At 66.7% G+C, this 21742-nt stretch carries 21 protein-coding genes; 12 read left to right on the top strand and 9 right to left on the bottom strand.

Going from position 1 to position 21742, the window contains the following annotated elements:
- Positions 1 to 5 precede the first annotated feature (5 nt).
- From FHW64_RS05255 to FHW64_RS05220, 8 genes are all read right to left on the bottom strand, one after another.
- Complete coding sequence (locus FHW64_RS05255) at positions 6 to 830, bottom strand: SDR family NAD(P)-dependent oxidoreductase (RefSeq protein WP_184523702.1); 825 nt, start codon at positions 828 to 830, stop codon at positions 6 to 8.
- A 28-nt stretch (positions 831 to 858) separates the two neighbouring features.
- Positions 859 to 1275 carry a MaoC family dehydratase gene (locus FHW64_RS05250; protein ID WP_184523700.1) on the bottom strand — a complete coding sequence of 139 codons (417 nt, stop codon included), beginning with the start codon at positions 1273 to 1275 and terminating at the stop codon, positions 859 to 861.
- Positions 1276 to 1286: 11 nt separating this feature from the next.
- Positions 1287 to 1727: a MaoC family dehydratase N-terminal domain-containing protein gene (locus tag FHW64_RS05245; RefSeq protein WP_184523699.1), complete on the bottom strand. Its 441-nt coding sequence runs from the start codon at positions 1725 to 1727 to the stop codon at positions 1287 to 1289.
- Positions 1728 to 1729: 2 nt separating this feature from the next.
- Positions 1730 to 2920, bottom strand: a complete 1191-nt coding sequence (locus tag FHW64_RS05240; RefSeq protein WP_184523697.1) for a lipid-transfer protein — start codon at positions 2918 to 2920, stop codon at positions 1730 to 1732.
- A 27-nt stretch (positions 2921 to 2947) separates the two neighbouring features.
- Complete coding sequence (locus FHW64_RS05235) at positions 2948 to 4087, bottom strand: acyl-CoA dehydrogenase family protein (protein ID WP_184523695.1); 1140 nt, start codon at positions 4085 to 4087, stop codon at positions 2948 to 2950.
- Positions 4088 to 4128: 41 nt separating this feature from the next.
- Entirely contained in the window at positions 4129 to 4965 is an 837-nt protein-coding gene (locus FHW64_RS05230) for an enoyl-CoA hydratase/isomerase family protein (RefSeq protein WP_184523693.1), read from the bottom strand.
- Positions 4966 to 5297: 332 nt separating this feature from the next.
- The gene (locus FHW64_RS05225; RefSeq protein ID WP_184523691.1) at positions 5298 to 5465 is read right to left on the bottom strand and encodes a hypothetical protein; all 168 of its coding nucleotides are present in this window, start codon (positions 5463 to 5465) and stop codon (positions 5298 to 5300) included.
- A 95-nt stretch (positions 5466 to 5560) separates the two neighbouring features.
- Positions 5561 to 8323: a LuxR C-terminal-related transcriptional regulator gene (locus tag FHW64_RS05220; RefSeq protein ID WP_184523690.1), complete on the bottom strand. Its 2763-nt coding sequence runs from the start codon at positions 8321 to 8323 to the stop codon at positions 5561 to 5563.
- 148 nt (positions 8324 to 8471) lie between these two features.
- On the opposite strand from FHW64_RS05220, the gene FHW64_RS05215 reads away from it, so the two are divergent.
- The 12 genes from FHW64_RS05215 to FHW64_RS05160 are packed head-to-tail and all read left to right on the top strand — an operon-like array spanning position 8472 to position 20881.
- Positions 8472 to 9638: a CaiB/BaiF CoA-transferase family protein gene (locus tag FHW64_RS05215; protein WP_184523687.1), complete on the top strand. Its 1167-nt coding sequence runs from the start codon at positions 8472 to 8474 to the stop codon at positions 9636 to 9638.
- 10 nt (positions 9639 to 9648) lie between these two features.
- Positions 9649 to 10398 (top strand): electron transfer flavoprotein subunit beta/FixA family protein, encoded by a 750-nt coding sequence (locus FHW64_RS05210; RefSeq protein WP_184523685.1) that lies wholly within the window; start codon positions 9649 to 9651, stop codon positions 10396 to 10398.
- 11 nt (positions 10399 to 10409) lie between these two features.
- Positions 10410 to 11345, top strand: coding sequence for an electron transfer flavoprotein subunit alpha/FixB family protein (locus FHW64_RS05205; RefSeq protein ID WP_184523683.1), 936 nt, complete (start codon positions 10410 to 10412; stop codon positions 11343 to 11345).
- 3 nt (positions 11346 to 11348) lie between these two features.
- A complete protein-coding gene (locus FHW64_RS05200) occupies positions 11349 to 12545 on the top strand; it encodes an acetyl-CoA C-acetyltransferase (RefSeq protein ID WP_184523681.1) in 1197 nt (398 codons plus the stop codon).
- Between the two features lie 29 nt (positions 12546 to 12574).
- The gene (locus FHW64_RS05195; protein ID WP_184523679.1) at positions 12575 to 12958 is read left to right on the top strand and encodes a Zn-ribbon domain-containing OB-fold protein; all 384 of its coding nucleotides are present in this window, start codon (positions 12575 to 12577) and stop codon (positions 12956 to 12958) included.
- Complete coding sequence (locus FHW64_RS05190; protein ID WP_184523677.1) at positions 12955 to 14103, top strand: thiolase family protein; 1149 nt, start codon at positions 12955 to 12957, stop codon at positions 14101 to 14103. The genes FHW64_RS05195 and FHW64_RS05190 overlap by 4 nt, the downstream gene beginning before the upstream one ends.
- 8 nt (positions 14104 to 14111) lie before the next feature.
- Complete coding sequence (locus tag FHW64_RS05185; RefSeq protein ID WP_184523675.1) at positions 14112 to 14873, top strand: SDR family NAD(P)-dependent oxidoreductase; 762 nt, start codon at positions 14112 to 14114, stop codon at positions 14871 to 14873.
- Positions 14874 to 14875: 2 nt separating this feature from the next.
- Positions 14876 to 15679, top strand: coding sequence for an enoyl-CoA hydratase/isomerase family protein (locus tag FHW64_RS05180; protein WP_184523673.1), 804 nt, complete (start codon positions 14876 to 14878; stop codon positions 15677 to 15679).
- 26 nt (positions 15680 to 15705) lie between these two features.
- Complete coding sequence (locus FHW64_RS05175) at positions 15706 to 16860, top strand: acyl-CoA dehydrogenase family protein (protein WP_184523671.1); 1155 nt, start codon at positions 15706 to 15708, stop codon at positions 16858 to 16860.
- Between the two features lie 17 nt (positions 16861 to 16877).
- Positions 16878 to 18110 carry an acyl-CoA dehydrogenase family protein gene (locus FHW64_RS05170; RefSeq protein ID WP_184523669.1) on the top strand — a complete coding sequence of 411 codons (1233 nt, stop codon included), beginning with the start codon at positions 16878 to 16880 and terminating at the stop codon, positions 18108 to 18110.
- Between the two features lie 27 nt (positions 18111 to 18137).
- Complete coding sequence (locus tag FHW64_RS05165; protein ID WP_184523667.1) at positions 18138 to 19850, top strand: long-chain fatty acid--CoA ligase; 1713 nt, start codon at positions 18138 to 18140, stop codon at positions 19848 to 19850.
- Between the two features lie 35 nt (positions 19851 to 19885).
- Positions 19886 to 20881 carry a tripartite tricarboxylate transporter substrate binding protein gene (locus FHW64_RS05160; protein ID WP_184523665.1) on the top strand — a complete coding sequence of 332 codons (996 nt, stop codon included), beginning with the start codon at positions 19886 to 19888 and terminating at the stop codon, positions 20879 to 20881.
- Between the two features lie 2 nt (positions 20882 to 20883).
- Here the strand turns inward: FHW64_RS05160 and FHW64_RS05155 are convergent, their stop codons facing one another.
- Positions 20884 to 21699, bottom strand: a complete 816-nt coding sequence (locus FHW64_RS05155) for an oxaloacetate decarboxylase (protein WP_184523663.1) — start codon at positions 21697 to 21699, stop codon at positions 20884 to 20886.
- Between the last annotated feature and the right edge of the window lie 43 nt (positions 21700 to 21742).

Below are 21742 nucleotides of genomic sequence, written 5' to 3'. Positions count from 1 at the left end.
CGTTCTTACTGCGGCGTGCCCGAGACCGCGACGGTCTGGCCGGTGATGTAGTTCGACTCGGGCGAGCAGAACAGGTACACCGCGCCAGCGGCTTCCTCGGTGGTGCCCGGGCGGCCCAGCGGGCAGCGCTGTGCGTGCGACGCGATGATCTCGGGGCTCACGCCGACGCGGATGTCGCGTCCTTCGATCTTGACCGTCGCGCCGTCCTTGGCGTTGACCGAGGTCATGCGCGTCAGGATGAAGCCGAAGGCCACCGCATTCACGTTGACCTTCATGCGGCCCCATTCGCGCGCCAATGCTCTGGTCATGCCCGTCACGCCGGCCTTGGCGCCCGAGTAGTTCACCTGGCCGGCGTTGCCGTTCAGACCCGAGGTGGAAGAGATGTTCACCACCTTGCGGAACACTTCGCGGCCTTCGGCGGCTTCTGCCTTGTTGGCTGCCTTGATGACCGGGTAGGCCGCGCGCAGGATGCGGAAGGGCGCCGTCATGTGGCAGTCGACGATCGCGTGCCATTGCTCGTCCGTCATGCGCTGGATCACGTCGTCCCAGGTGTAGCCGGCGTTGTTGACGATGATGTCGATGCCCTTGTAGTTGTCGACCGCCGTCTTGATGAAGCGATCGGCGAAGTCGGGCGCGGTCACGCTGCCGACGCAGGCCACGGCTTCAGCACCGCTCTTCTTCAGTTCTTCGACCGTCTCGTGCGCCGGATCGGCGTCGAGGTCATTCACCACGATGCGCGCGCCTTCGCTCGCGAGCTTGAAAGCGATCGCCTGGCCGATGCCGCGGCCGGAACCGGTGACCAGTGCCACCTTGCCGTCGAGTTTTCCCATGTGTCTCTCCTGTTGTGGGGTTCGTTTGTCAGATGGCGACGATGGCGTCGCCGATGATCCTGATGTCGCCGTACTGGTTGGCGGTCTGCACTTCGAGCTTCACGCGGCGTTCGCCGTCGGCTTCGAACAGTTCGGTCACGCGGCCGGTGCAGGTCACGATGTGGCCGAGGTGCGTGATGCCCGCGAAGCGCACGCCGAACTGGCGCAGCTTGCGCTGGTCCACCCATTGCGTGAGCAGGCGGCCGAGGTAGGCCATCGAAAGCATGCCGTGCGCGAACACGTCGACCTGGCCTGCACGGCGTGCGTAGTCGGTGTCGATGTGGATGCGGTTGTGGTCGCCCGATGCGCCCGCGAACAGCGCGAGCGTGGTGCGGTCGATGGCGGGCAGCGTGAGCGGCGGCAGTGAGTCGCCGACTTTCAGCGTGTCGAATTGAGATTGGCTCATGGTGTTGCCTTTCAGCCGTTGCGTTGAACGATCACGCTGCGCAGATCCGCGACGTGCTCGCCCTTTTGATTGGTCACGCGCGTCTCGCGCACGATGAAATCCAGCGCACCGTTCTTCTTGTCGTAGATGTCCGCGATGCGGCTCTCGTACTGCAGCGTGTCGCCCGCATAGGCCATGCGGTGATAGGTGAACTGCTGCTCACCGTGCAGGATGCGCGAGGGCTCGATGCCCAGTTCCGCGCGCCAGCCGGTCGACGGCTGCTCGAACTCCAGCGAGAAGAGAAAGGTCGGCGGCAGCGGCAGGTTGGGGTGCCCTGCATCGCGCGCGGCCGAAGCATCGAAGTAGATCGGGTTCGTCTCGCCGATCGCCTTGGCAAAGAAGCGAAGCTGGCCCGCTTCAGGCGTCGCCCGGAAGCTGCCGAGGTTCTTGCCGATGTGTTTCTTGTCGATCATGGTCAGGCCGCCTTCTTGAACACGGTGACGACGCACGCACCGCCGAGGCCGACGTTGTGCGCCAGGCCGACCGAGGCGTTCTCCACCTGCTTGTCGCCGGCGGTGCCGCGCATCTGGTGCGTGATCTCGAAGCACTGTGCGAGGCCGGTTGCGCCCAGCGGATGGCCCTTCGACAGCAGACCGCCCGAAGGGTTGGTGACCCAGCGACCGCCGTAGGTGTTGTCGCCGTCGTTGACCAGCTTCTCGCCTTCGCCCTCGGCGCACAGGCCCAGGCCTTCGTAGGTCAGCAACTCGTTCTGCGCGAAGCAGTCGTGCAGCTCGATCACGTCCACGTCCTCTGGGCCGACGCCGGCTTGCTCGTAGGCGATCTTCGAAGCGGCACGGGTCATGTCGAAGCCGACCACGCGGATCATGTCGCGCGTCTCGAAGCTGCTGGGGGTGTCGGTCACCAGTGCCTGGCCGGCGATGGCGACATCGGTGCGCAGGCCGCGCTTCTTCGCGAAGTCTTCCGAGACGATGATCGCCGCCGCCGCGCCGCAGGTGGGCGGGCAGGCCATCAGGCGCGTGAGCACGCCTTCCCACAGCATGGGCGCATTCATCACGTCTTCGGTGCTCACCACGTTGCGGAACACCGCGAGCGGGTTGCGCGCCGCATGGCGGCTGGCCTTGGCGCGAATGCTCGCGAAGGTCTCCAGCTTCGTGCCGTACTTCTTCATGTGCGCCATGCCCGCACCGGCGAACTGGCGGATCGCGTTGCTCGGCACTTCGACGTCGCCGACCAGTTCGAGCACCAGCGCGTTGGCGCGCTCGAGCGCGGACGGCCGGTCAGGAAAGGCGCTCTTGAGGCCGCCTGGATTCATCTCTTCGAAGCCGACCGCAATCGCGCAGTCGACCGCGCCGCTTTGGACGGCCTGCCGCGCGAGGAACAGCGCCGACGAGCCCGAGGCGCAGTTGTTGTTGACGTTGAGCACCGGGATGCCCGTCATGCCGGCGTGGTACAGCGTCTTCTGGCCGCAGGTCGAATCGCCGTACACATAGCCGGCGTAGGCCTGCTGCACATCGGTGTAGGCGATGCCCGCATCCTGCAGCGCCATGCGGATCGCTTCCGCGCCCATCTGGTCGTAGTGGGCACTGGTGCCCGGCTTCTTGAAGGGGATCATGCCGACGCCGGCGACGAACACTTTGTTTGTCATGGTTCTTTTCCTTTGGGTGCTTGTGAATCAGAGCTTTCTAGAGATCAGGTCGCGCATGACCTCGCTGGTGCCGCCGTAGATGCGGTTGACGCGCATGTCGACGAACGAGCGCGCCACGGGGTACTCCAGCATGTAGCCGTAGCCGCCGTGCAACTGCACCATCTCGTCCAGGGCCTTGCCGAGTGCCTCGGTCGCGTAGAGCTTGGCAATGGCCGACTCTTCGAGCGTGAGACGGCGGCGCATGTGCTCGCCGAGGTAGTGGTCGATCATCAGCCGCACCGCGATCGCCTGCGCCTTGATGTCGGCCAGCTTGAACTTGGTGTTCTGGAAGTCCCACACCGTCTGGCCGAAGGCACGGCGGTCCTTGACGTAGTCGAGCGTCTGTTCGAGCGCCACTTCGAGCCGCGCGGCGGCCGTGACGGCGATCGAGAAGCGCTCCTGCGGCAGCTCGCCCATCAGGTAGGCGAAGCCCTTGCCTTCCTCGCCGAGCAGGTTGCTCGCCGGCACGCGCACGTCGTCGAAGAAGAGTTCGGCGGTGTCCTGCGCGTACTGGCCGAGCTTCTCCAGCTTGCGGCCGCGGCGGAAGCCCGCGCGATCGGCCTCGACCACGATGAGGCTGATGCCCTTGGCGCCCGCATTCGGGTCGGTCTTGCAGACCACGATGATCAGGTCCGCGTTCAGGCCGTTGCTGATGAAGGTCTTGCTGCCGTTGATGACGTATTCATTGCCTTCGCGGCGCGCGGTGGCGCGCACCGCCTTGAGGTCGCTGCCGGTGCCGGGTTCGGTCATCGCGATCGCGAGGATCGTCTCGCCGCTGCAGCAGCCGGGCAGCCACTTCTTCTTCTGCTCTTCATTGCCGACGCGTGCGATGTAGGGCGCGATGATGTCCGAGTGCACGCCGAAGCCGGGGCCGCTCAGGCCGGCGCGGGCGTATTCCTCGCTGAAGATCGCCACGTGGCCGAAGTCGCCGCCGCCGCCGCCGTATTCGGTCGGGATGGTGATGCACAGCAAGCCCTCGCGCCCGGCCTTGAGCCAGGTCTCGCGGTCGACGCGGCCGGCGTGGTCCCACTCGGACTGGCGCGGCGCGCATTCCTTCTCGAAGAAGCGGCGCACCGTGGTGCGGAACATTTCGTGGTCTTCCCGGTAGACGGTACGGGTGATTTGCACGGGAGGTCTCCTTTGGTTTGGATGTGTGGAAGGACGCGCGCTCAGGCCGCAGCCTCGCGGTCCCAGTCGAAGGACGAAGGCTCGCCCGCAAGAAAACGGCGCACTGCGGCGACATGCTCCGGCGTGGCGGATGCAACCGCCTGGCCGTTGGCTTCCAACTCAGCCATGGCGGCGTAGGGCGTTTCGAAGCTCTTGTGGAGCAGGCGTTTGGTCATGGCCAGCGCGGCGCGCGATGCACCTGCGAAGCGGCGTGCGAAGCGGCGTGCCTGCGCGGGCAGGTCGGCCGCGTCGTGCAGCGAATGGACGATGCCCAGGCGCTCGGCTTCATCGGCGCCGATGCGACGCGCGGTCAGCATCAGGTCCTTCGCGACCGCCATGCCGACGATGCGCGGCAGCGTGTGGAAGGCGGCCATGTCAGGCAGCAGGCCGACCTTGACGAAGGACATCGAGAACGATGCGCGGGTCGATGCGAGGATGAAGTCCGCCGCGAGCGCGATCGACATGCCGGCGCCAGCGGCGGGGCCGTCCACCGCGGCGATCACCGGCATCTCGAGGTTGCGCAGACGCTCGAACCACGCGTGACCCGCCATCAGGCGGCGGCGCATCGCGTCGGGCGAGTTGATCTCGGGGTCGTCGCTTTGCAGGCGCTCCTGCAGGCTCCGCAGGTCGCCGCCTGCGCAGAAGGAGCCGCCCGATCCGGTGATGATCAGCGCGCGCACCGAGCGGTCGCTCTCGACGCGATCGAGCATCTCGATGTAGTCCGCGCGCAGGTCCAGCGACAGCGGGTTGCGCCGCTCCGGGCGCGTGTGGGTGAACTCGGCGATGCCGTCCTCGATGGAGAGCTGGGCTTCGCGCAAGGAGATGACGTCTGCGGGCATGGGGGTATTCAGGTGGGTTGTCCGACCCATGAATACTCGCGGCGGCGAGGACGGAAATGGCCCCCCGCAATGGGGGGTTGGGGGCAGGGGGCTAGCGCCCCTGGCTCAGGCGCATCGCTCCGAGGAGCGTCAGGTACTCGCAGCCCGTCCTGTCCGTGGCCACCAGCCCATTGGACGTCAGGCGGGGACTGTGTCCCGCGGGCGGATCAGCGACGACGGTGCTTTCCCCGTCGTTGGCCAGGCTCTGCAATTTCTCCCACTGGGAGTCGTTGAGGCGAAGCTTTGGCGCCCTGATGGCTGCCTGCAAGGGATCGATCGGCATGGCCGGCAGGTCACGCAATCAGGCCGGCCAGGCGAAGAAGCGACAGGCCGAATACGAACATGACAGTGAGGATGACCGCAGCTTTCAGCCACACGCGCTCCTCGCTGGCCGGAGGTGCGCTGTGAATCGGCACAAAGGATGAGCTTCGATCCCGAGGGGTGTCTTGTTCGTCTTGCATGCCCCCATTTTTCGGCGATCAAATAGTACTTTGGTATGTCATTTGACACGTCGCCGGCCGGGGGTGGCGGGGAACGGTGAACTATTTCACGGCTGCTAGAGCGTCAAGTCGCGCACCCTCGCCACCGCTTCATCGCGGCCGCTCACCCCGAGCTTTCCGTAGATGTTCTTCAGGTGCCACTTCACGGTTTCCGGCGAAAGTCCGAGCGTGCGCGCGATTTTCTTGTTGGGGAGCGCTTGCGCGAGCAGCCGCACCACATCGAGCTCGCGTTCGCTCAGGGCCTCGATCGGCGCGGTCGGCGAAGGGCTCGCAGGCGCGGAAGCTGCCCCGACGTCGCTTGAAGACCCCGGCGGACAGAGGCGTTCGACATAGAACGCGAGCACCGGATCGAGCGCCGGATCGCTGCCGATCTGGCGGATCATTTCGGTGGCGGCCGGGTCGGCATCGAGCAGCGTGCGGCGCAGGCCCAGCCGATGCCCCAGTTTCAGTGCAGAGATCACGCATTCGCGCGCCACGGGGCGGTGGCCCCGACGCGACTCGATCACCGCGCGCAACAGCAGCATCTGCGCGATCAGGCGCTGGCGGCTACGCGATTCCATCCATGCGATCAGCGGGTCAATGCGCTCCGCAGCCGCGTCGAACTTGCCCAGGGCGATCAGCCAGCGGATGCGAACCCGCTCGATGATGACCGCCGTCTCGTTGAAGGGCTCGCTGTCGGATCGGGTCTGCCGCTTGCCCAGTTCCTCCAGACGCTGGAGCAGTTCCTCCGCCTGCTGGTGCTCGCCGAGCAGCAGACGGCGATACATCTGGGACGCGAGGCTGTAGACCAGCAGCCTGTCCAGGCCGAGGTCGGTTGCGTAGTCCTCCAGCCGCTCCAGGCACGCGAAGCTCTCCAGTCGCCGGCCGGCGATCCAGTGCGCCGCCGACAGCATGTAGAAGAGGCGCAGAACCGAATCGGGGATCGACACCCGCTCCAGCACCTCCACGCGGTCTTCGAGCAGTTGCCGCACGGCTTCGGGCTCGTTCTGCTCGTAGAGCACCTCGCCGAGCAGCGCGGTCGCGAGATGTCGCGGGTCGGTGCATGCGCTGCCACCCAGCTCGGCCTCGCGCAGCACGTCGCGATAGATGCGCTCGGCCTTGGTCATCTGGCCCTGCATCGCGTAGCTGAGGCCGATCAGGCAGCGGCCCTGCAACGTTCCCGAAGCGGTGCCGAGCAGAGGAACGCCATCGATCAGCCGCGTCGGGTTGTCGAGTTGCACCTGCCGCGCGCGTTCGTATTCGCCGCGCTGCATGTAGAGCCACGACAGGATGTTGTCGCGACCGCCGATCGTCATTGCGTCGGCGTCGGCGGGTGTCTGCAGCAACTGCGGCAGCAGGTTCATTGCCGAGCCGATGTCGTCGCGCTGGATCGCGAGCGTGGCCTGCAGCATGGTCAGCGTGAAATGGTTGACCGCATCGTCCTCGGGCAATTGAGCCCGCAGGCTCGCGATGCTGGCCACACAGGCGTCGAAGTCGCGCGAATAGAGCTCCAGGCGGATCATCCAGAGGCGCAGCAGCGGACGCGATTGCACTTCTTCGGGTGGCAGCTGGCGCACCAGCCCGATCAGCTTGCGCAACTCGCCGCGCACCGCGAGTCCGTAGCCCGACCGTTCGAGAAGATCGGCGGCCGCCGATGACTCGCCGGCCTGCACCGCGTGGCGCACCGCTTCGTCGAGCAACCCGTGCGTGCGGAACCATTGCCACGCGGCCACATGCACATGCAGGCGCCGTGCTTCGCTGCGGCGGCCGAAGCGCGCGCGCAGGGTCTCGCGCAGCAGCGGATGCAGGCGATACCAGGTCTCGCGCTCGGTGCTCTCGACCGGCACGATGAACAGGTTGTCGGCTTCGAGCCGGGCGAGCAGGGCGGCCATGTCCTGCACCGCCTCGGGCCGGCCGGCAAGGGCGGCGCACAGCGGGGCGCAGAAGCGGTTGCAGGTGGAAACGCTGATCAGCAGCTCCAGTTCCTGCGGCGCGAGCCGCGAGAGAACTTCGCGCTCGAAGTACGACGCAAAGGTTTTCGCGTCCTGCACATGCGCGCGCGTGAACTCGGACGGCACCTTGGCATCGCCGCCGGATTCCTGCCGACGCTTCTTCCAGTCGATCGCATAGAGCTGCAAGCCGGCAACCCAGCCGTCGGTGAGTTCATGCAGCAGCACCGCATCGCGATGGTCGATGGTGCCGAGCTGCGCCTGCAGGAAGCGCTCCGATTCGGCCTGCGAGAAACGCAGGTCGCGCAGGTCGAGTTCGAGAACCAGCCCCTGCGCGCGCAGGCGGGCCAGCGACAGTGGCACGGCGGTGCGCGAGGTCAGCACCACGTGCAGGTTGGGCGGCGAATAGTCGAGCAGCCATTGCAGCGCCTCATGGATGCGCGCGTCGCTCAACTGATGGAGGTCGTCGAGCACCAGCACGAGGTCGCGCGGATGGCGAGCGATGCCACGCACCAGCGCGACCACGGTGCGCTCGACGGCTTCGCTGTCGATGCCGTGGCCCGCGAGTTCGGCCGCTTCGTGCGTGATCGCCGCATCGACCTGCGCGAGGCTGGCGAGCAGGTAATCGATGAGACGCGTGGGCTCGTTGTCTTCCGGCGTCAGCGTGAGCCAGGCGACGTCGAAGCCCAGCGGCAGCAGCGCCTGCCGCCATGCGATCAGCGCGGTGGTCTTGCCGCAGCCCGCGGGGCCCTGGACCACGAAGCAGCGCCGGCGGCGGGCTTCGAGCATCTGCGCGATGAGCTTGTCACGTGCCACCACCCGGCCCGCGCCGCGCGGCGGGACCAGCTTGGTGCTGACGATCGGCTTCGGCGGGGTGGGCGTGGCGGACATGGCGGGTGGCAGGTGCGGGCCATTGTGCAGCAGCGCCCCGCCTGATGACGAGTGGCCCCACCCACCACCCGATGCGGGGGGGGCGTCCCGAGGCTCCCCGCTGAATACTCGCCGCACACCCCAAAAACGACCCCCTGGAGACTTGCAGATGAGCGTGTTGAGCGGCATTCGCGTGCTGGAATTCGAAGCGATCGGCCCGGCCCCCTTCGGCACCATGCTGCTGGCGGACATGGGCGCGGATGTGATCCGCGTGAACCGCGCGGTCGAGGCGGGGGACCTCGGATTCAAGAGCGAAGGGCGCAACATCGACATCACCGGTCGTGGCCGTCGCTCGGTGACGCTGGACCTGAAGCGGCCCGAAGCCATCCAAGCCGCTCTGGAGTTGATGGCGCACGCGGATGTAGTCATCGAGGGCTTGCGCCCCGGCGTCATGGAAAAGCTCGGGCTCGGCCCCGAAGCCGCGCTGGCGCGCAATCCGAAGCTGGTCTACGCGCGGATGACCGGCTGGGGCCAGGGCGGCCCGCTCGCGGAACGTGCCGGCCACGATCTCAACTACATCGCGCTCTCCGGCGTGCTCTCGGCCATCGGTCCCGCTGGCGGCAAGCCTGTGGTGCCCCTGAACCTCGTCGGCGACTACGGCGGCGGCGGAATGCTGCTCGCGATGGGCGTGCTGGCTGCGTTGCTCAACGTGCAGCGCGGCGGCGCGGGCCAGGTGGTCGATGCCGCGATGCTCGAAGGCGCGGCGCAACTCGGCGCCGTGTTCTGGGGAATGCTCGCCAAGGGCATGTGGCGCGAGGAACGTGGCAGCAACCTGATCGACGGCGGCGCGCCCTGGTACGACACCTACGAGACCCGCGATGGCCGCTACATGGCCGTGGGCGCGGTCGAAACGCGCTTCTATGCCGAACTGATTCAGAAGCTCGGTCTCGCCGATGCGGGTCTGCCGAAGCAGCACGACCGCAAGGGCTGGCCGCAACTGCGTGCAGCTTTCGAGACCGCATTCCGCAGCCGCACCCGCGACGAATGGTGCGCGGTGTTCGACGGCAGCGATGCTTGTGTCGCGCCGGTTCTGGGCCTCGCCGAGGCGCCCACGCACCCGCAAAGCCGGGCACGCGGCAACTTCATCGAAGTGGACGGCGTGCTGCAGCCCGCACCTGCGCCGCGTTTCTCAGCCACCCCTTCGGCGACGCCCGTACGCGCACCCGAGCGCGGCGAACGCGGCGAGGCGGCACTGCACGACTGGGGCTTCGACGCCGAATCCATCGATCGCCTGCGGCTGCAAGGCCTGGGCTTTCTCCCGAATTCAAACCATTGAAGCGACAACCATGAAGATCCTTGTGGCAGTGAAGCGCGTCATCGACGCGAATGTGAAGGCGCAGGTGAAGTCCGATGGCTCCGGCATCGAACTCGCCAGCGTGAAGATGAGCATGAACCCCTTCGACGAGATTGCCGTCGAAGAGGCGGTGCGGTTGAAGGAGAAGGGCGTTGCCACCGAGGTGATCGCTGTCTCCTGCGGCGATGCCAAGTGCCAGGAGACTCTGCGCACCGCGATGGCCATTGGTGCCGATCGCGGCATCCTCGTTGAATCGTCGGAAGAACTTCAGCCGCTCGCCGTCGCCAAGCTGCTCAAGGCGCTGGTCGACAAGGAACAACCCGGGCTCGTCATCCTCGGCAAGCAGGCCATCGACGACGACAACAACCAGACCGGCCAGATGCTGGCTGCGCTGGCTGATCTGCCCCAGGCCACCTTCGCCAGCAAGGTCGAAGTCGCCGGCGACAAGGTCAGTGTCACCCGCGAAGTGGATGGCGGCCTCGAAACCCTCTCCCTTTCGCTCCCGGCAGTCATCACCTCCGACCTGCGCCTGAACGAGCCGCGCTACGTCACCTTGCCCAACATCATGAAGGCCAAGAAGAAGCAGCTCGACACGGTGACCCCGGCGGACCTGGGCGTGGACGCTGCTCCGCGCCTGAAGACGCTCAAGGTCGCAGAGCCTCCCAAGCGCGGCGCCGGCATCAAGGTGCCCGATGTCGCAGCGCTGGTGGACAAGCTGAAGAACGAAGCCAAGGTGATCTGAGGAAGACTGTCATGACCGTACTTGTTATTGCCGAACACGACCACGCCACCCTCAAGCCGGCGACCCTCAATACCGTGACTGCAGGGATTGCCTGCCAGAGCGGTGATGTGCATGTCCTCGTCGCGGGTGCCAATGCTGCCGAAGCCGGCAAGGCAGCAGCCCAGGTGGCAGGCGTTGCCAAGGTGATCGTGGCGGATAGCCCCTCCTTGGCTGACAACCTTGCCGAGAACGTGGCAGCGCAAGTCCTCGCCATTGCGAAGAACTACAGCCACATCCTGTTCCCGGCCACGGCCAACGGCAAGAACGTGGCGCCTCGCGTCGCAGCCAAGCTGGACGTGGCCCAGATCAGCGACATCACCAAGGTGGACAGTGCCGACACCTTCGAGCGCCCGATCTATGCCGGTAACGCCATCGCCACCGTGCAGAGCAGTGATGCGATCAAGGTCATCACCGTTCGTACCACTGGCTTCGACGCCGCAGCAGCCACCGGTGGCAGCGCAGCAGTCGAGAACGCTGAAGGCGTCGCAGACAGCGGCAAGAGCAGCTTCGTGGGCCGTGAAGTAACCAAGAGCGACCGCCCCGAACTGACCGCCGCCAAGATCATCGTCTCGGGTGGCCGAGCCCTCGGCAGCGCCGAGAAGTTCAACGAAGTCATGACGCCCCTGGCAGACAAGCTCGGAGCAGCACTGGGAGCAAGCCGCGCGGCCGTGGACGCAGGCTACGCCCCCAACGACTGGCAGGTCGGCCAGACCGGCAAGATCGTCGCCCCGCAGCTGTACATCGCAGCAGGCATCTCCGGCGCAATCCAGCACCTTGCCGGCATGAAGGACTCCAAGGTCATCGTCGCCATCAACAAGGATCCCGAGGCGCCGATCTTCAGCATCGCCGACTTCGGCCTCGAAGCGGACCTCTTCTCGGCCGTGCCCGAACTCGTCGCAGGGGTCTGAGCCATGTCCCACGCCTACATCGTCTCCCCGCTGCGCACGCCGATCGGCAAGTTCGGCGGCAGCCTTGCTTCGCTGTCCGCCGACAAGCTGGCAGCGCACGTCATGCGCGCGGTGCTCGACAAATCGGGATTCCCGCAGGACCGCCTCGACGAAGTCATCGTCTCGCAGTCCTACCAGTCGAGCGAAGCACCGTGCATCGGACGCTACGCAGCAGCGGTTGCGGGCCTGCCCGACGAGATTCCCGGCTACACGCTGGACCGCCGCTGCGGCTCCGGCCTGCAGGCGGTGATCGACGCTTCCATGCAGGTGCAGACCGGCGCCGCCGACGCAGTGCTCGTCGCGGGTGTCGAGAGCATGAGCAACATCGAGTACTACAGCACCGACATGCGCTGGGGTGCGCGACTCGGCGACGTGAAGTTCCACGACCGCCTCGATCGCGGCCGCGCCAACTCGCAGCCGGTCAGCCGCTATGGCGCGAGCTCGGGCGCAGCCGAATCTACCGAGATGATCGTGCGCGAATACGGCGTCACGCGCGAGGCGTCCGACCAGTGGGCGGTGCGCAGCCACCAGCGCGCGACTGCCGCATGGCGCGAAGGCCGCTTCGCAGATGAAGTGGTGCCCGTTCCGGTGCCGCAGAAGAAGGGCGATCCGCTGATGTTCGCGCGCGACGAAGGCATCCGCGAGGACGCCGACTATGGCGCGATGAGCAAGCTGCGCGCGCTGCTGCCCGAAGGCACCGTGACGGCCGGCAACGCCAGCCAGCAGAACGATGCCGCTGCCGGCTGCCTCGTGGTGTCCGAGCGCTATGTCGAGGAACACAAGCTGCAGCCCATGGCCCGTCTCGTCGGCTGGGCAGGCGCGGCGGTGCACCCGATGCGCTTCGGGCTCGGTCCGGTGCCCGCGGTCGCCAAGCTGATGCAGCGCATCGGCAAGTCGCTTGCCGACATGGACCTGATCGAAGTCAACGAAGCCTTCGCGGGCCAGGTGCTCGCGGTGCTCCGCGAATGGAAGCTGGAGCAGGACGAGCGCGTCAATGTCAACGGCTCGGGCATCTCGCTCGGCCATCCGATCGGCGCGACCGGCGTCCGCATCCTGACTTCGATGCTGCACGAGATGAAGCGCCGCAATGCGCGCTACGGCCTCGAAACCATGTGCATCGGCGGCGGGCAGGGCCTCGCGGCGGTGTTCGAGCGCGTCTGAAGCGCGACGCACAAATCAAGAGAAACCCAATGACTGCTCATTCACAACAACCCTGGCGCGAGCGCGACGGCGCGGTCGTGCTGCTGGCGAGCCGCATCGGCGGTCGCGAAGGCCTGCACTTTCCGCCGCTGCCCGGAACTTCGCCGCTGGCGGCCGGCAGCGAAATCGTCGAGCTGGCGGGCACGCCGACGCTCTACAGCTTCACCATCGTGCATTCGAGCCCCAAGGCCAACAAGGCACCGCAGGCGCTGGTGCAGGCCGACTTTCCGGAAGGCGTGCGTGTGTTCGGCCGCCTGCAGATGCCCGAAGGCCGTCGCCCCGTGATCGGCGAGGCGCTACGCGTCTGCATCGAGCAAGGCGAGGCGGGCGACATCCATGCCTTCCGTCCGTTCAATGAGGAGGCCAAGGCATGAAGCAGCCCATCTACATCGCAGGCGTTGCAATGACGCCCTTCGGCCGCCACGAGGCATCGATCCAGGATCTGGCGCAAACGGCCGTCTGCCAGGCGGTCGCCGATGCCGGCATCGAGCTGCCGGCGGTTGAAGCCATCTACTCGTGCAATGTGTTCGGTGGCATGGCGCTCGGGCAGGTGATGCTGCGCGATCTCGATCTGCCGGGCCTGCCCATCTACAACGTGGAGAACGCCTGCGCGAGCAGCGCAACCGGTGTGCACCTCGCCAGCCATGCACTGGCGGCGGGTGTGTACGAGACGGTCGTGATCCTCGGCGCGGAGAAGCTCACCGCGATGGGCGGCGGCACGATCCCGATGCAGCGCAACGACTACATGACCGAGCTCTACACGCGCGCTGGCCTCGCGCTGCCCGCGGTGTACGCGATGCGCGCGACGCGCTACCTGCACGAATTCGGCGTCGGCGCCAACGTGCTGGGCGAGGTCGCGGTGAAGAACCGCCGCCATGGCGCGCTGAACCCCTATGCGCAGACCCGCACCGAAGTCTCGATCGACGAGGTGATGAACTCGCGCATGGTGTTCGATCCGCTCACGTTGCTGCAGTGCTGCCCCTCGGCGGTCGACGGCGCGGCTGCGCTGGTCCTGACCACGAAGAAGCCCACGCAGCGCGCGAAGGCAGTCCGTGTGATGGCATCGAGCATCCAGTCCGGCAAGCTGGAGACGGGCTGCGACGACATCCTTGCCGCGGAGATCACCGCACGCGCGGCGCGCAAAGCGTATGCCGAAGCGGGCGTGAAGCCGTCGGACATCGATCTCATCGAGCTGCACGACGCTTTCTCGATCGCTGAACTCGTCTACTACAACGCCCTGGGCCTCTGCGAGCGGGGCGAAGCGCATGAGTTGCTGAAGAGCGGTGCAACAGCGCTCGGCGGTCGTGTGCCTGTCAACCCGAGCGGCGGTCTGCTCGCCAAGGGGCATCCGTTGGGCGCTACGGGCGTCGCGCAGATGGTCGAAGCCGTCTGGCAACTCGAAGGCCGCGCCGGCGACCGGCAAGTGAATGGCGCTTCGGTCGCACTCACCCAATGCACAGGCGGCGGCATCGCCGGCGTCGATCACGCCGCATCGGCAGTGCACATCCTTTCAACCTGAGACAAACCATGGAACAAAAGACTTTCGACAAGCGCGTCGCCATCGTCACCGGCGGCGCACAAGGCATCGGCCTCGGCCTGACACGCGCGCTGCTCGGCGCTGGCTATGCGGTCGCGATGTTCGACCTCAAGCAGGACGTGATGAACGCGGTCATCGACGAAGCTGGTCCGGATGGCGAACGCCTGATGGGCATCAAGGTCGACGTCACGAACAGCGGCCAGGTGCGCGATGCCGTGGCCCGCGTCACCCACAACTGGAAGACGCCCGACGTGCTGGTCAACAACGCCGGCGCGACGCGCGACAAGCGCATCACGAAGATGAGCGAGGAAGACTGGGATTTCGTCATCGACGTCAACCTGAAGTCGCAGTTCCTGTGCGCGCGCGAAGTCATCCCGGGGATGATCGACCAGGGCCACGGCCGCATCGTCAACATCTCGTCGCGCGCTTGGCTCGGGGGCTTCGGGCAGTGCAACTACTCGGCCGCGAAGGGCGGCGTGGTGAGCTTCACGCGCACGCTGGCGATCGAACTGGCCAAGCATGGCATCACCTCGAACGCGATCGCGCCCGGCGCGATCGACACGCCGATCCTTGCGCCGCTGAGTGAAGAACAGCTCGACCGCATCCGCGGCACGATTCCGGTCGGCCGTCTTGGCAGGCCCGACGACATCGCCCACGCGATGCTGATGTTCGCGAGCCCGCAGGCGTCGTACATCACCGGGCAGACGATCTACGTCTGCGGTGGCCGTTCGCTGTCCAGCCCCAGCGTCTGACCATGTCGATCCAGTACCGCACCGAAGGCCACGTTGCCGTGGTCACGCTGCACGCGCCGGAGTCGCTCAACGCGCTGGCGGTCGATGACCTGCTGGACCTGCGCCGGCGGCTCGCCGAATGCCGCGATGACGACCGTGTGCGGGTCATCGTGCTCACCGGTGCGGGTGATCGCGCCTTCTGCACCGGCGCGAACCTCAAGGCGACCCTCCCGCCGTCGACCGGCTTCGTGGCCGGCAACCTGCGCGGTCGCGATGCCGAGACGCGCATGGGCGGCTACACGCGGCTCGTGGATTTGAGCGACCTGGAACTGTGGAAGCCGATGATCGCGGCGATCCACGGCTATTGCCTCGGCGGCGGTCTGGAACTGGCACTGCAATGCGACCTGCGCATCGCCTCCGAGGCTGCGAGCTTTGCGCTGCCGGAAGCCAAGGTCGCGAGCATCCCCGCCGTGGGCGGCGTGCAGTTCCTGTTGCGCGCGGTCCCCGCTGCGCACGCCATGAAGCTCGCGCTGACTGGCGACCGCATCGACGCGCAGGAAGCCGCACGCATCGGCCTTGTCAGCGACGTGGTTCCCGCCGCCGCATTGATGGATCGCGCGATGTCCGTGGCCCAGCGCATCGCGGGCAACGGACCGCTCGCGGTGCAGACCATCAAGCGCCTCGCCGTGCAGACCGCGCACCTCGCGCCGCGCGAATTCATCGAGCAATCGAACCTGCATTGGGGCCTGCTGCGCGACAGCGAGGACCGCATCGAGGGCCGCAAGGCCTTCGCGCAGAAGCGTCCGCCGGAGTTCCGCGGCGCCTGAAGAACAGACAGAGAGCAGAGACAACCATGAACTTCTCACAGACCGATGACCAGCAGATGATGGTCGAGGCCGTCCGGCGTTCGTCGCAGGAGCGCATCGAGCCGGTGCTTGCGCGCCACCCGGTCGACAAGCCGCTGCCCAAGTCCGCGATGCTCGAGATCTACGCCGTGCTCGCCGAACTCGGCATCACGGCGCCGCGCATTCCCGTGGAAGCGGGCGGTGGCGGGCTGAAGATGCTCGACTACGGAATGATGATCGAGCAGCTCCCGCCGGTGGTCGGGCTGTCGTTGATCTCGCACGAGGGCACCATCTCGCGCATCCACTCGGGCTGCCCCGAGGACATCCGCAACCGTTACCTGCCCGACCTGATCGCCGGCCGCAAGATCGCCTGCACCGCCAACACCGAAGCGGGTGCGGGATCGGATTCGGGCGCGGTGCGCACCAAGCTGCGCATCGATGGTGACTGGGCCTACGTGACCGGCAGCAAGATGTGGATCACCAACGCCTCCGTGGCCGATGTGATCAACGTCTCGTGCACGCTGGGCACCGACGAGAACGGCCGCTCGATGGGACGCCGCGTGCTGATGGATCGCAGCCAGTGCGAATACGAAGTACGCGAAACCCCGGTGATGGGGCTGCAGCAGGGGCACCTCAGCGAAGTGGTGTTCGAAGCCACGCGCGTACCGGCGGGTCACATCATCGGCGAGGCCGGGGATGCGGCGAAGACGCTCACGCTCGCCTGGAACGGCAACCGGCCACTCATCGGCCTGATGTGCGTGCACCTCGCGCAGAAGGCCTTCGACCTCGCGCTGGAACACGCGAAGACGCACAAGCAGTTCGGCAAGGTCATCGGCGCGCATCAACTGGTGCAGCAGGACCTCGCGGAGATCGAGACGCTGATCGTCAGCGCTCGCCTGATGTGCTACAGCGCGCTCGATGCGATCGACCGCGGCGTGCGTGCCAATGGCAGCTCGGCGATGGCGAAGCGCTTTGCAACGCAAGCCTGCGAACGCGCGATCCAGCTCGCGATGCAGGTGCACGGCGGCATGGGCATCAGCCAGGAACTCGGCATCGAACGCATGTGGCGTGATGCGCGCATGTTCCAGGTGCCGGACGGCATGAACGGAATCCTCGCGCTGATCCAGGGGCGCGAGCTGATGGGCATCGGCGCGTTCCGCTGAGCCGAGGAGACATAGACATGGACTTCACCATCCCCAGCGAGTGGGTCGAGATCGGCGATTCGCTGATCCGCTTCATCGACCGCGAGGTCGCGCCGCTCGAACACGAATACCGCGCGCTGCTCGGCAGCGAACGGACGCTCTACACCGAGGACGGCCGCTACGCGCCGAAGGTCACCCAGCTTCGCAAGCAGGTCCGCATGCGTTCGGCGGAACTGGGCTTCTACACCGCGCTTGCCCCTGAATCGATCGGCGGCGGCGGGCTCGGCGCGCAGGCCGCGGCGTACATCCAGGAGAGGCTCAACGCGCATGTGGGGCCGTCGCGGCACCTGATCCAGACGGTGGTGCTGCCGTCGCCGTTTACGAACGGCCTGACGCCGGTGCTGCGGCATCTCGATCCGGCGGTGCTCGACAAGCACCACGATGTCATCGCGAGTGGCGAGAAGACGCTGTGCTTCGGCCTCAGCGAGCCGGATGCGGGCTCGGACGTGTTTGGCATGCGCACGCGCGCTGTGCGCGATGGCGACGACTGGGTCATCACCGGCACCAAGCAGTGGATCACCAACGCGCCCTATGCCGACTGCGCGATGGTCTTCGCGGTGACCGATGAGGAAAAGGCGCGGGCACACAAGGGCGGCATCACCGGCTTCTTCCTGCCGACCGACACGCCGGGCTTCGCAGTGCCGAGCGTGATCCCGACGATGGGCCATCTGGGTGCGGACATCGGCATCGTGACGCTCGACCAGGTGCGCGTGCCGGATTCGCACCGGCTCGGTCCGGTGGACAAGGGCCTGTCCGTGGCGCTCGATGGCGTGAACGCCGGGCGCCTCAGCATGGCTGCATCGTGCCTCGGCCTCTCGCGCTGGGCGCTCGACCAGGCGCTGGCCTATTCGAAAGTGCGCAAGACCTTCGGTCAGCCCATCGCGGAGCACCAGGCGGTGCAGATCATGCTGGCCGAATGCGCAATGGACATCTACGCCGCGAAGTCCATGATCCAGCACTGCGCATGGCTGGTGGATCAGGGCAGGGCGGCGACCAAGGAGGTGTCGATCGTCAAGGCGGCGTCGACCGAAGCGGCAGGTCGCGTGTTCGACCGCTGCATCCAGATCCATGGCGGCATGGGCCTGACCAACGAACTGAGGCTGGAAGAGGGCTACCGCTTCGTGCGCACGATGCGTATCCCGGACGGCACTTCGGAAATCCAGCGCCGCACCATCGCGCGACGCTTGCTCGATGGCGACACCGCCTTCTGAGCGGCGGCAACAACAGGAGACAAAGACATGGCCTACAGCCATCCCCATCCCACACCGCCGCGCGTGATCGAACGCCCGACCGGCCCGTTGCGGCTCGATCCGCGCCATGCCAAGCGGGGCCTCGCGCCCGCGGTGAACATTCCGCAGACCAGCGTCTTCTATCACCTGGAAGTGGCTGCGCGCCGCTTTCCCAAGAAGACGGCGATCCAGTTCTTCGGCCGCGCGATCAGCTATGAGGAATTGCTGCGCGACGTCGAGCGCATCGCCGGCTACTTGCAGGCCTGCGGCGTGAAGCGCGGCGATCGCGTGATGGTCGTGAGCCAGAACTGCCCGCAGTTCGTGGCCGCCTATCTGGCGACCTTGCGCGCCGATGCGTGCTTCGTGCCGGTCAACGCGATGCTCCTGGAAGACGAGATCCGCCACATCGCCAATGACAGCGGCGCGGTCGCGGCCTTCGTGGGTCAGGAGTTGCTGCCCAACATCCTGCCGCTGGTCGGCAGCACGCCGCTTGCGCACGTGGTGGTGCATGCGCACGGCGATGCCCTCACCGATGACGATGCCGGTTTGCCGATTCCTTCATGGGTGCGCGAGCGCTCGTCCGCCGATGCGCTGCCTGCGGGCTTCGTGCGCTGGCAGGATGCGCTGGACCGCAATCTGGAGCCTGCGCCGCATCAGGCCGGCCCGGACGATCTCTGCATGCTGCCCTACACCTCGGGCACGACCGGCGCTCCCAAGGCTTGCGTGCACACGCACCGCACGGTGAGCACATCGTTCGTCGGCTCGATGCTGTGGCGGCGGGTGCATCCGGAGACGGTGTTCCTGGCAGTCGCGCCGCTCTTCCACTTGCTGGGCCTGCAAACCAACGTCAATGCGGCGATCTACGTCGGTGCGACGGTGGTGCTACTGCCGCGCTGGGATCGCGAAGCGGCAGCGATCCTCATCGAGCGCCATCGCGTGACCTTCTGGGGCGCGTTGCCGGCGATGCTGGTCGACTTCTTCGCGCAACCGGGCATCGAGTCGCGTGATCTCACGAGCCTCGAAATGGTGACCGGCGGCGGCGCAGCGACGCCGCAGCACATCAACGACATCCTCAAGCAGCGGTACGGGCTCGACTATGTCGAAGGCTACGGGCTGACCGAGACGGCGTCGTTCCTGTGCACGAACCCGGTCCACAAGCCCAAGCGCACCTGCCTGGGCGTGCCCACCTTCGGCGTGGACCTGCGCATCCTCGATCCCGAGACGCAGCAGCCGGTCGCGCAGGGCGAGGTCGGCGAGATCGCGGTGCATGGCGCGCAGGTGATGCTCGGCTACTGGAACCATCCGAAGGCCAATGCGGAGAGCTTTGTCGTCATCGACGGGAAGCGCTTCTTCCGCACCGGCGACCTCGCGAGCATCGACGAAGAAGGCTATGTGTTCATGCGCGACCGCCTGAAGCGGATGATCAACGCATCGGGCTACAAGGTCTGGCCCGCCGAGGTCGAGGCCATGCTCAATGCGCATCCGTCGATCTTCGAAGCCTGCGTGATCTCGTCGCCGGACGAGCGGCGCGGCGAGACCGTCAAGGCCGTTGTTTCGCTCAAGCCCGATGCGCGCGACAGCAGCGACGAAATCCTGGCCTGGTGCAAGGAGCACATGGCCACCTACAAGGCACCGCGCATCGTGCAGATCGTGGACAGCCTGCCCAAGGGCCCGACCGGAAAGATCGCGTGGCGCGAGCTTCAGGAACGCGAGCACGCCTGAGCCGGGCATCCAGACATCGAACAAGGAGACAAGACATGCAACGCATCGACCGCAGGCGATTCCTGCTCTCGACCATCTCGCTCGCTGCCGGCGGCGCGCTGACCGCTGGCGTCTCGCCAGCACGGGCGCAAGGCAACTTCCCGGACAAGCCCATGCGCATCGTCGTGCCCGGCCCACCTGGCGGCGGCACCGATCTGCTCGGTCGCTCGCTCGCGGTCGGCATGGGGCGGGTGATGGGGCAGCAGGTGATCGTCGACAACAAGGCCGGTGCCTCCGGCATCATCGCCGCGCAGAACGTGCTGGCGTCGCCGGCCGACGGCTACACGATGTACCTGGGCTTCACTTCGATGATCCAGTTGCCCGCGCTGATGCCGAACATCCCGGTGAACTTCAGCAAGGACTTCACGCCGGTGTCGCTGATGGCGCTGGGTTCGGATCTGCTGGCGGTGTCGTCGAAGCTGCCGGTGAAGTCGGTGCCGGAGCTGATCGCGCTGGCCAAGAGCAAGCCGGGGCAACTCAGCATTGGCTCGTACGGCAGCGGCACTTCGTCGCACCTGCATGGCGAGCTGCTCAAGATGCGCACCGGCATCGACCTCATCCATGTGCCCTACAAGGGAGCGGCGCCAATGCTGCAAGACCTTCTGGGCGGGCAGCTCGACCTGGCTTTCGTCGACCAGTCGACCGCCAATGCGCAGCTCAAGAGCGATCGCCTCCGCTTCATCGCGATGACCGGTACGCAGCACTTCAAGCCGCTGCCGCAGCTCAAGACGCTGGGCGAGCTGGGCTACTCGGGCTTCGAGTCGAACGGCTTCATGGGGATGTTCGTCGCCGCCGGCACGCCAGCGCCGATCGTCGCGAAGCTGTCGAGCGTGATCGCCGCGCAGGTGCGCGGGCCCGAGATCACGCAGCGGCTGGCCGACATGGGCATGGAGCCGGTCGGCAGCACGCCCGAAGAACTGCTCGCGCTGATGACGCGCGACTCACCGCGCTGGGCAAAGATCGTCAAGGACGCGAACATCCGGCTCGACTGAGCCTAGCGGAAGAGGTCGTTGAGCTCGGCGCCCGAGGCCGCGTCGGCGAAGCCGTCGAAGCGGCCCTCGGCCAGCGTGCGAGTGGCGCGCATGAAGCCGCCCCATGCGGCGCGCGCAAGTGCGCCGCCGACGCTCACGCGCCGCACGCCGAGCGCTTCGATGTCCTTGAGCGTGAGATCGCTGGTCCCGCCGACCAGGAGGTTGACCGGCTTGGGCGCGACCGCGGCGACCACCGCCGCGATCTGCTCGCGCGTACGGATGCCCGGCGCATAAAGGCAATCCGCGCCCGCATCGGCATAGGCCTTGAGCCGGCGAATCGCATCGTCGAGATCAGGGCGGCCGGCGAAGAAGTTCTCGGCGCGGCCGACGAGCAGCGTGTCGCCGCCTTCCTGGTCGATCGCGCCACGCGCCGCACGCAGCCGTGCGACCGCGACATCGAGCTCGAAAAGCGGCGCTGCCGGATCGCCGGTGGAGTCTTCGATCGACAGCCCCGCGACGCCGGTGTCGATCGCCATGCGCACGCTTTGCGCGACGCCTTGTGGATCGCGCGCGAAGCCGTTCTCGAAATCGGCGTTCACCGGCAGGTCGGTCGCGGTGACCATCTGGCGCAGATGTGCGAGCACCGCCTCGCGCGTTTCCCCGCCGTCGCGTCGGCCCTGCGACCATGCGTGGCCCGAACTCGTCGTCGCAAGCGCCTTGAAGCCCTGGCTCTGCAGGAATCGCGCGCTGCCAACATCCCATGGATTGGGCAGGATGAAACAACCCTGCTCATGAAGGGCGCGGAAGGCCGCGCGCTTTTGTGCAATCGTCAGTGTCATGAAGTCCCCGAATATGATGGCCCGCCGATCCCGCGGGTGCGGG

The sequence above is a fragment of the Variovorax sp. Sphag1AA genome (assembly GCF_014192575.1).
GTDB lineage: Bacteria > Pseudomonadota > Gammaproteobacteria > Burkholderiales > Burkholderiaceae_C > Variovorax.
This window is presented reverse-complemented; position numbering and strand designations above follow the sequence as displayed.

Coding starts and splice junctions, on each gene's coding strand:
- FHW64_RS05255 (WP_184523702.1), bottom strand. CDS start 830: ATGGGAAAACTCGACGGCAAGGTGGCACTGGTCACCGGTTCCGGCCGC.
- FHW64_RS05250 (WP_184523700.1), bottom strand. CDS start 1,275: ATGAGCCAATCTCAATTCGACACGCTGAAAGTCGGCGACTCACTGCCG.
- FHW64_RS05245 (WP_184523699.1), bottom strand. CDS start 1,727: ATGATCGACAAGAAACACATCGGCAAGAACCTCGGCAGCTTCCGGGCG.
- FHW64_RS05240 (WP_184523697.1), bottom strand. CDS start 2,920: ATGACAAACAAAGTGTTCGTCGCCGGCGTCGGCATGATCCCCTTCAAG.
- FHW64_RS05230 (WP_184523693.1), bottom strand. CDS start 4,965: ATGCCCGCAGACGTCATCTCCTTGCGCGAAGCCCAGCTCTCCATCGAG.
- FHW64_RS05225 (WP_184523691.1), bottom strand. CDS start 5,465: ATGCAAGACGAACAAGACACCCCTCGGGATCGAAGCTCATCCTTTGTG.
- FHW64_RS05220 (WP_184523690.1), bottom strand. CDS start 8,323: ATGTCCGCCACGCCCACCCCGCCGAAGCCGATCGTCAGCACCAAGCTG.
- FHW64_RS05215 (WP_184523687.1), top strand. CDS start 8,472: ATGAGCGTGTTGAGCGGCATTCGCGTGCTGGAATTCGAAGCGATCGGC.
- FHW64_RS05210 (WP_184523685.1), top strand. CDS start 9,649: ATGAAGATCCTTGTGGCAGTGAAGCGCGTCATCGACGCGAATGTGAAG.
- FHW64_RS05205 (WP_184523683.1), top strand. CDS start 10,410: ATGACCGTACTTGTTATTGCCGAACACGACCACGCCACCCTCAAGCCG.
- FHW64_RS05200 (WP_184523681.1), top strand. CDS start 11,349: ATGTCCCACGCCTACATCGTCTCCCCGCTGCGCACGCCGATCGGCAAG.
- FHW64_RS05195 (WP_184523679.1), top strand. CDS start 12,575: ATGACTGCTCATTCACAACAACCCTGGCGCGAGCGCGACGGCGCGGTC.
- FHW64_RS05190 (WP_184523677.1), top strand. CDS start 12,955: ATGAAGCAGCCCATCTACATCGCAGGCGTTGCAATGACGCCCTTCGGC.
- FHW64_RS05185 (WP_184523675.1), top strand. CDS start 14,112: ATGGAACAAAAGACTTTCGACAAGCGCGTCGCCATCGTCACCGGCGGC.
- FHW64_RS05180 (WP_184523673.1), top strand. CDS start 14,876: ATGTCGATCCAGTACCGCACCGAAGGCCACGTTGCCGTGGTCACGCTG.
- FHW64_RS05175 (WP_184523671.1), top strand. CDS start 15,706: ATGAACTTCTCACAGACCGATGACCAGCAGATGATGGTCGAGGCCGTC.
- FHW64_RS05170 (WP_184523669.1), top strand. CDS start 16,878: ATGGACTTCACCATCCCCAGCGAGTGGGTCGAGATCGGCGATTCGCTG.
- FHW64_RS05165 (WP_184523667.1), top strand. CDS start 18,138: ATGGCCTACAGCCATCCCCATCCCACACCGCCGCGCGTGATCGAACGC.
- FHW64_RS05160 (WP_184523665.1), top strand. CDS start 19,886: ATGCAACGCATCGACCGCAGGCGATTCCTGCTCTCGACCATCTCGCTC.
- FHW64_RS05155 (WP_184523663.1), bottom strand. CDS start 21,699: ATGACACTGACGATTGCACAAAAGCGCGCGGCCTTCCGCGCCCTTCAT.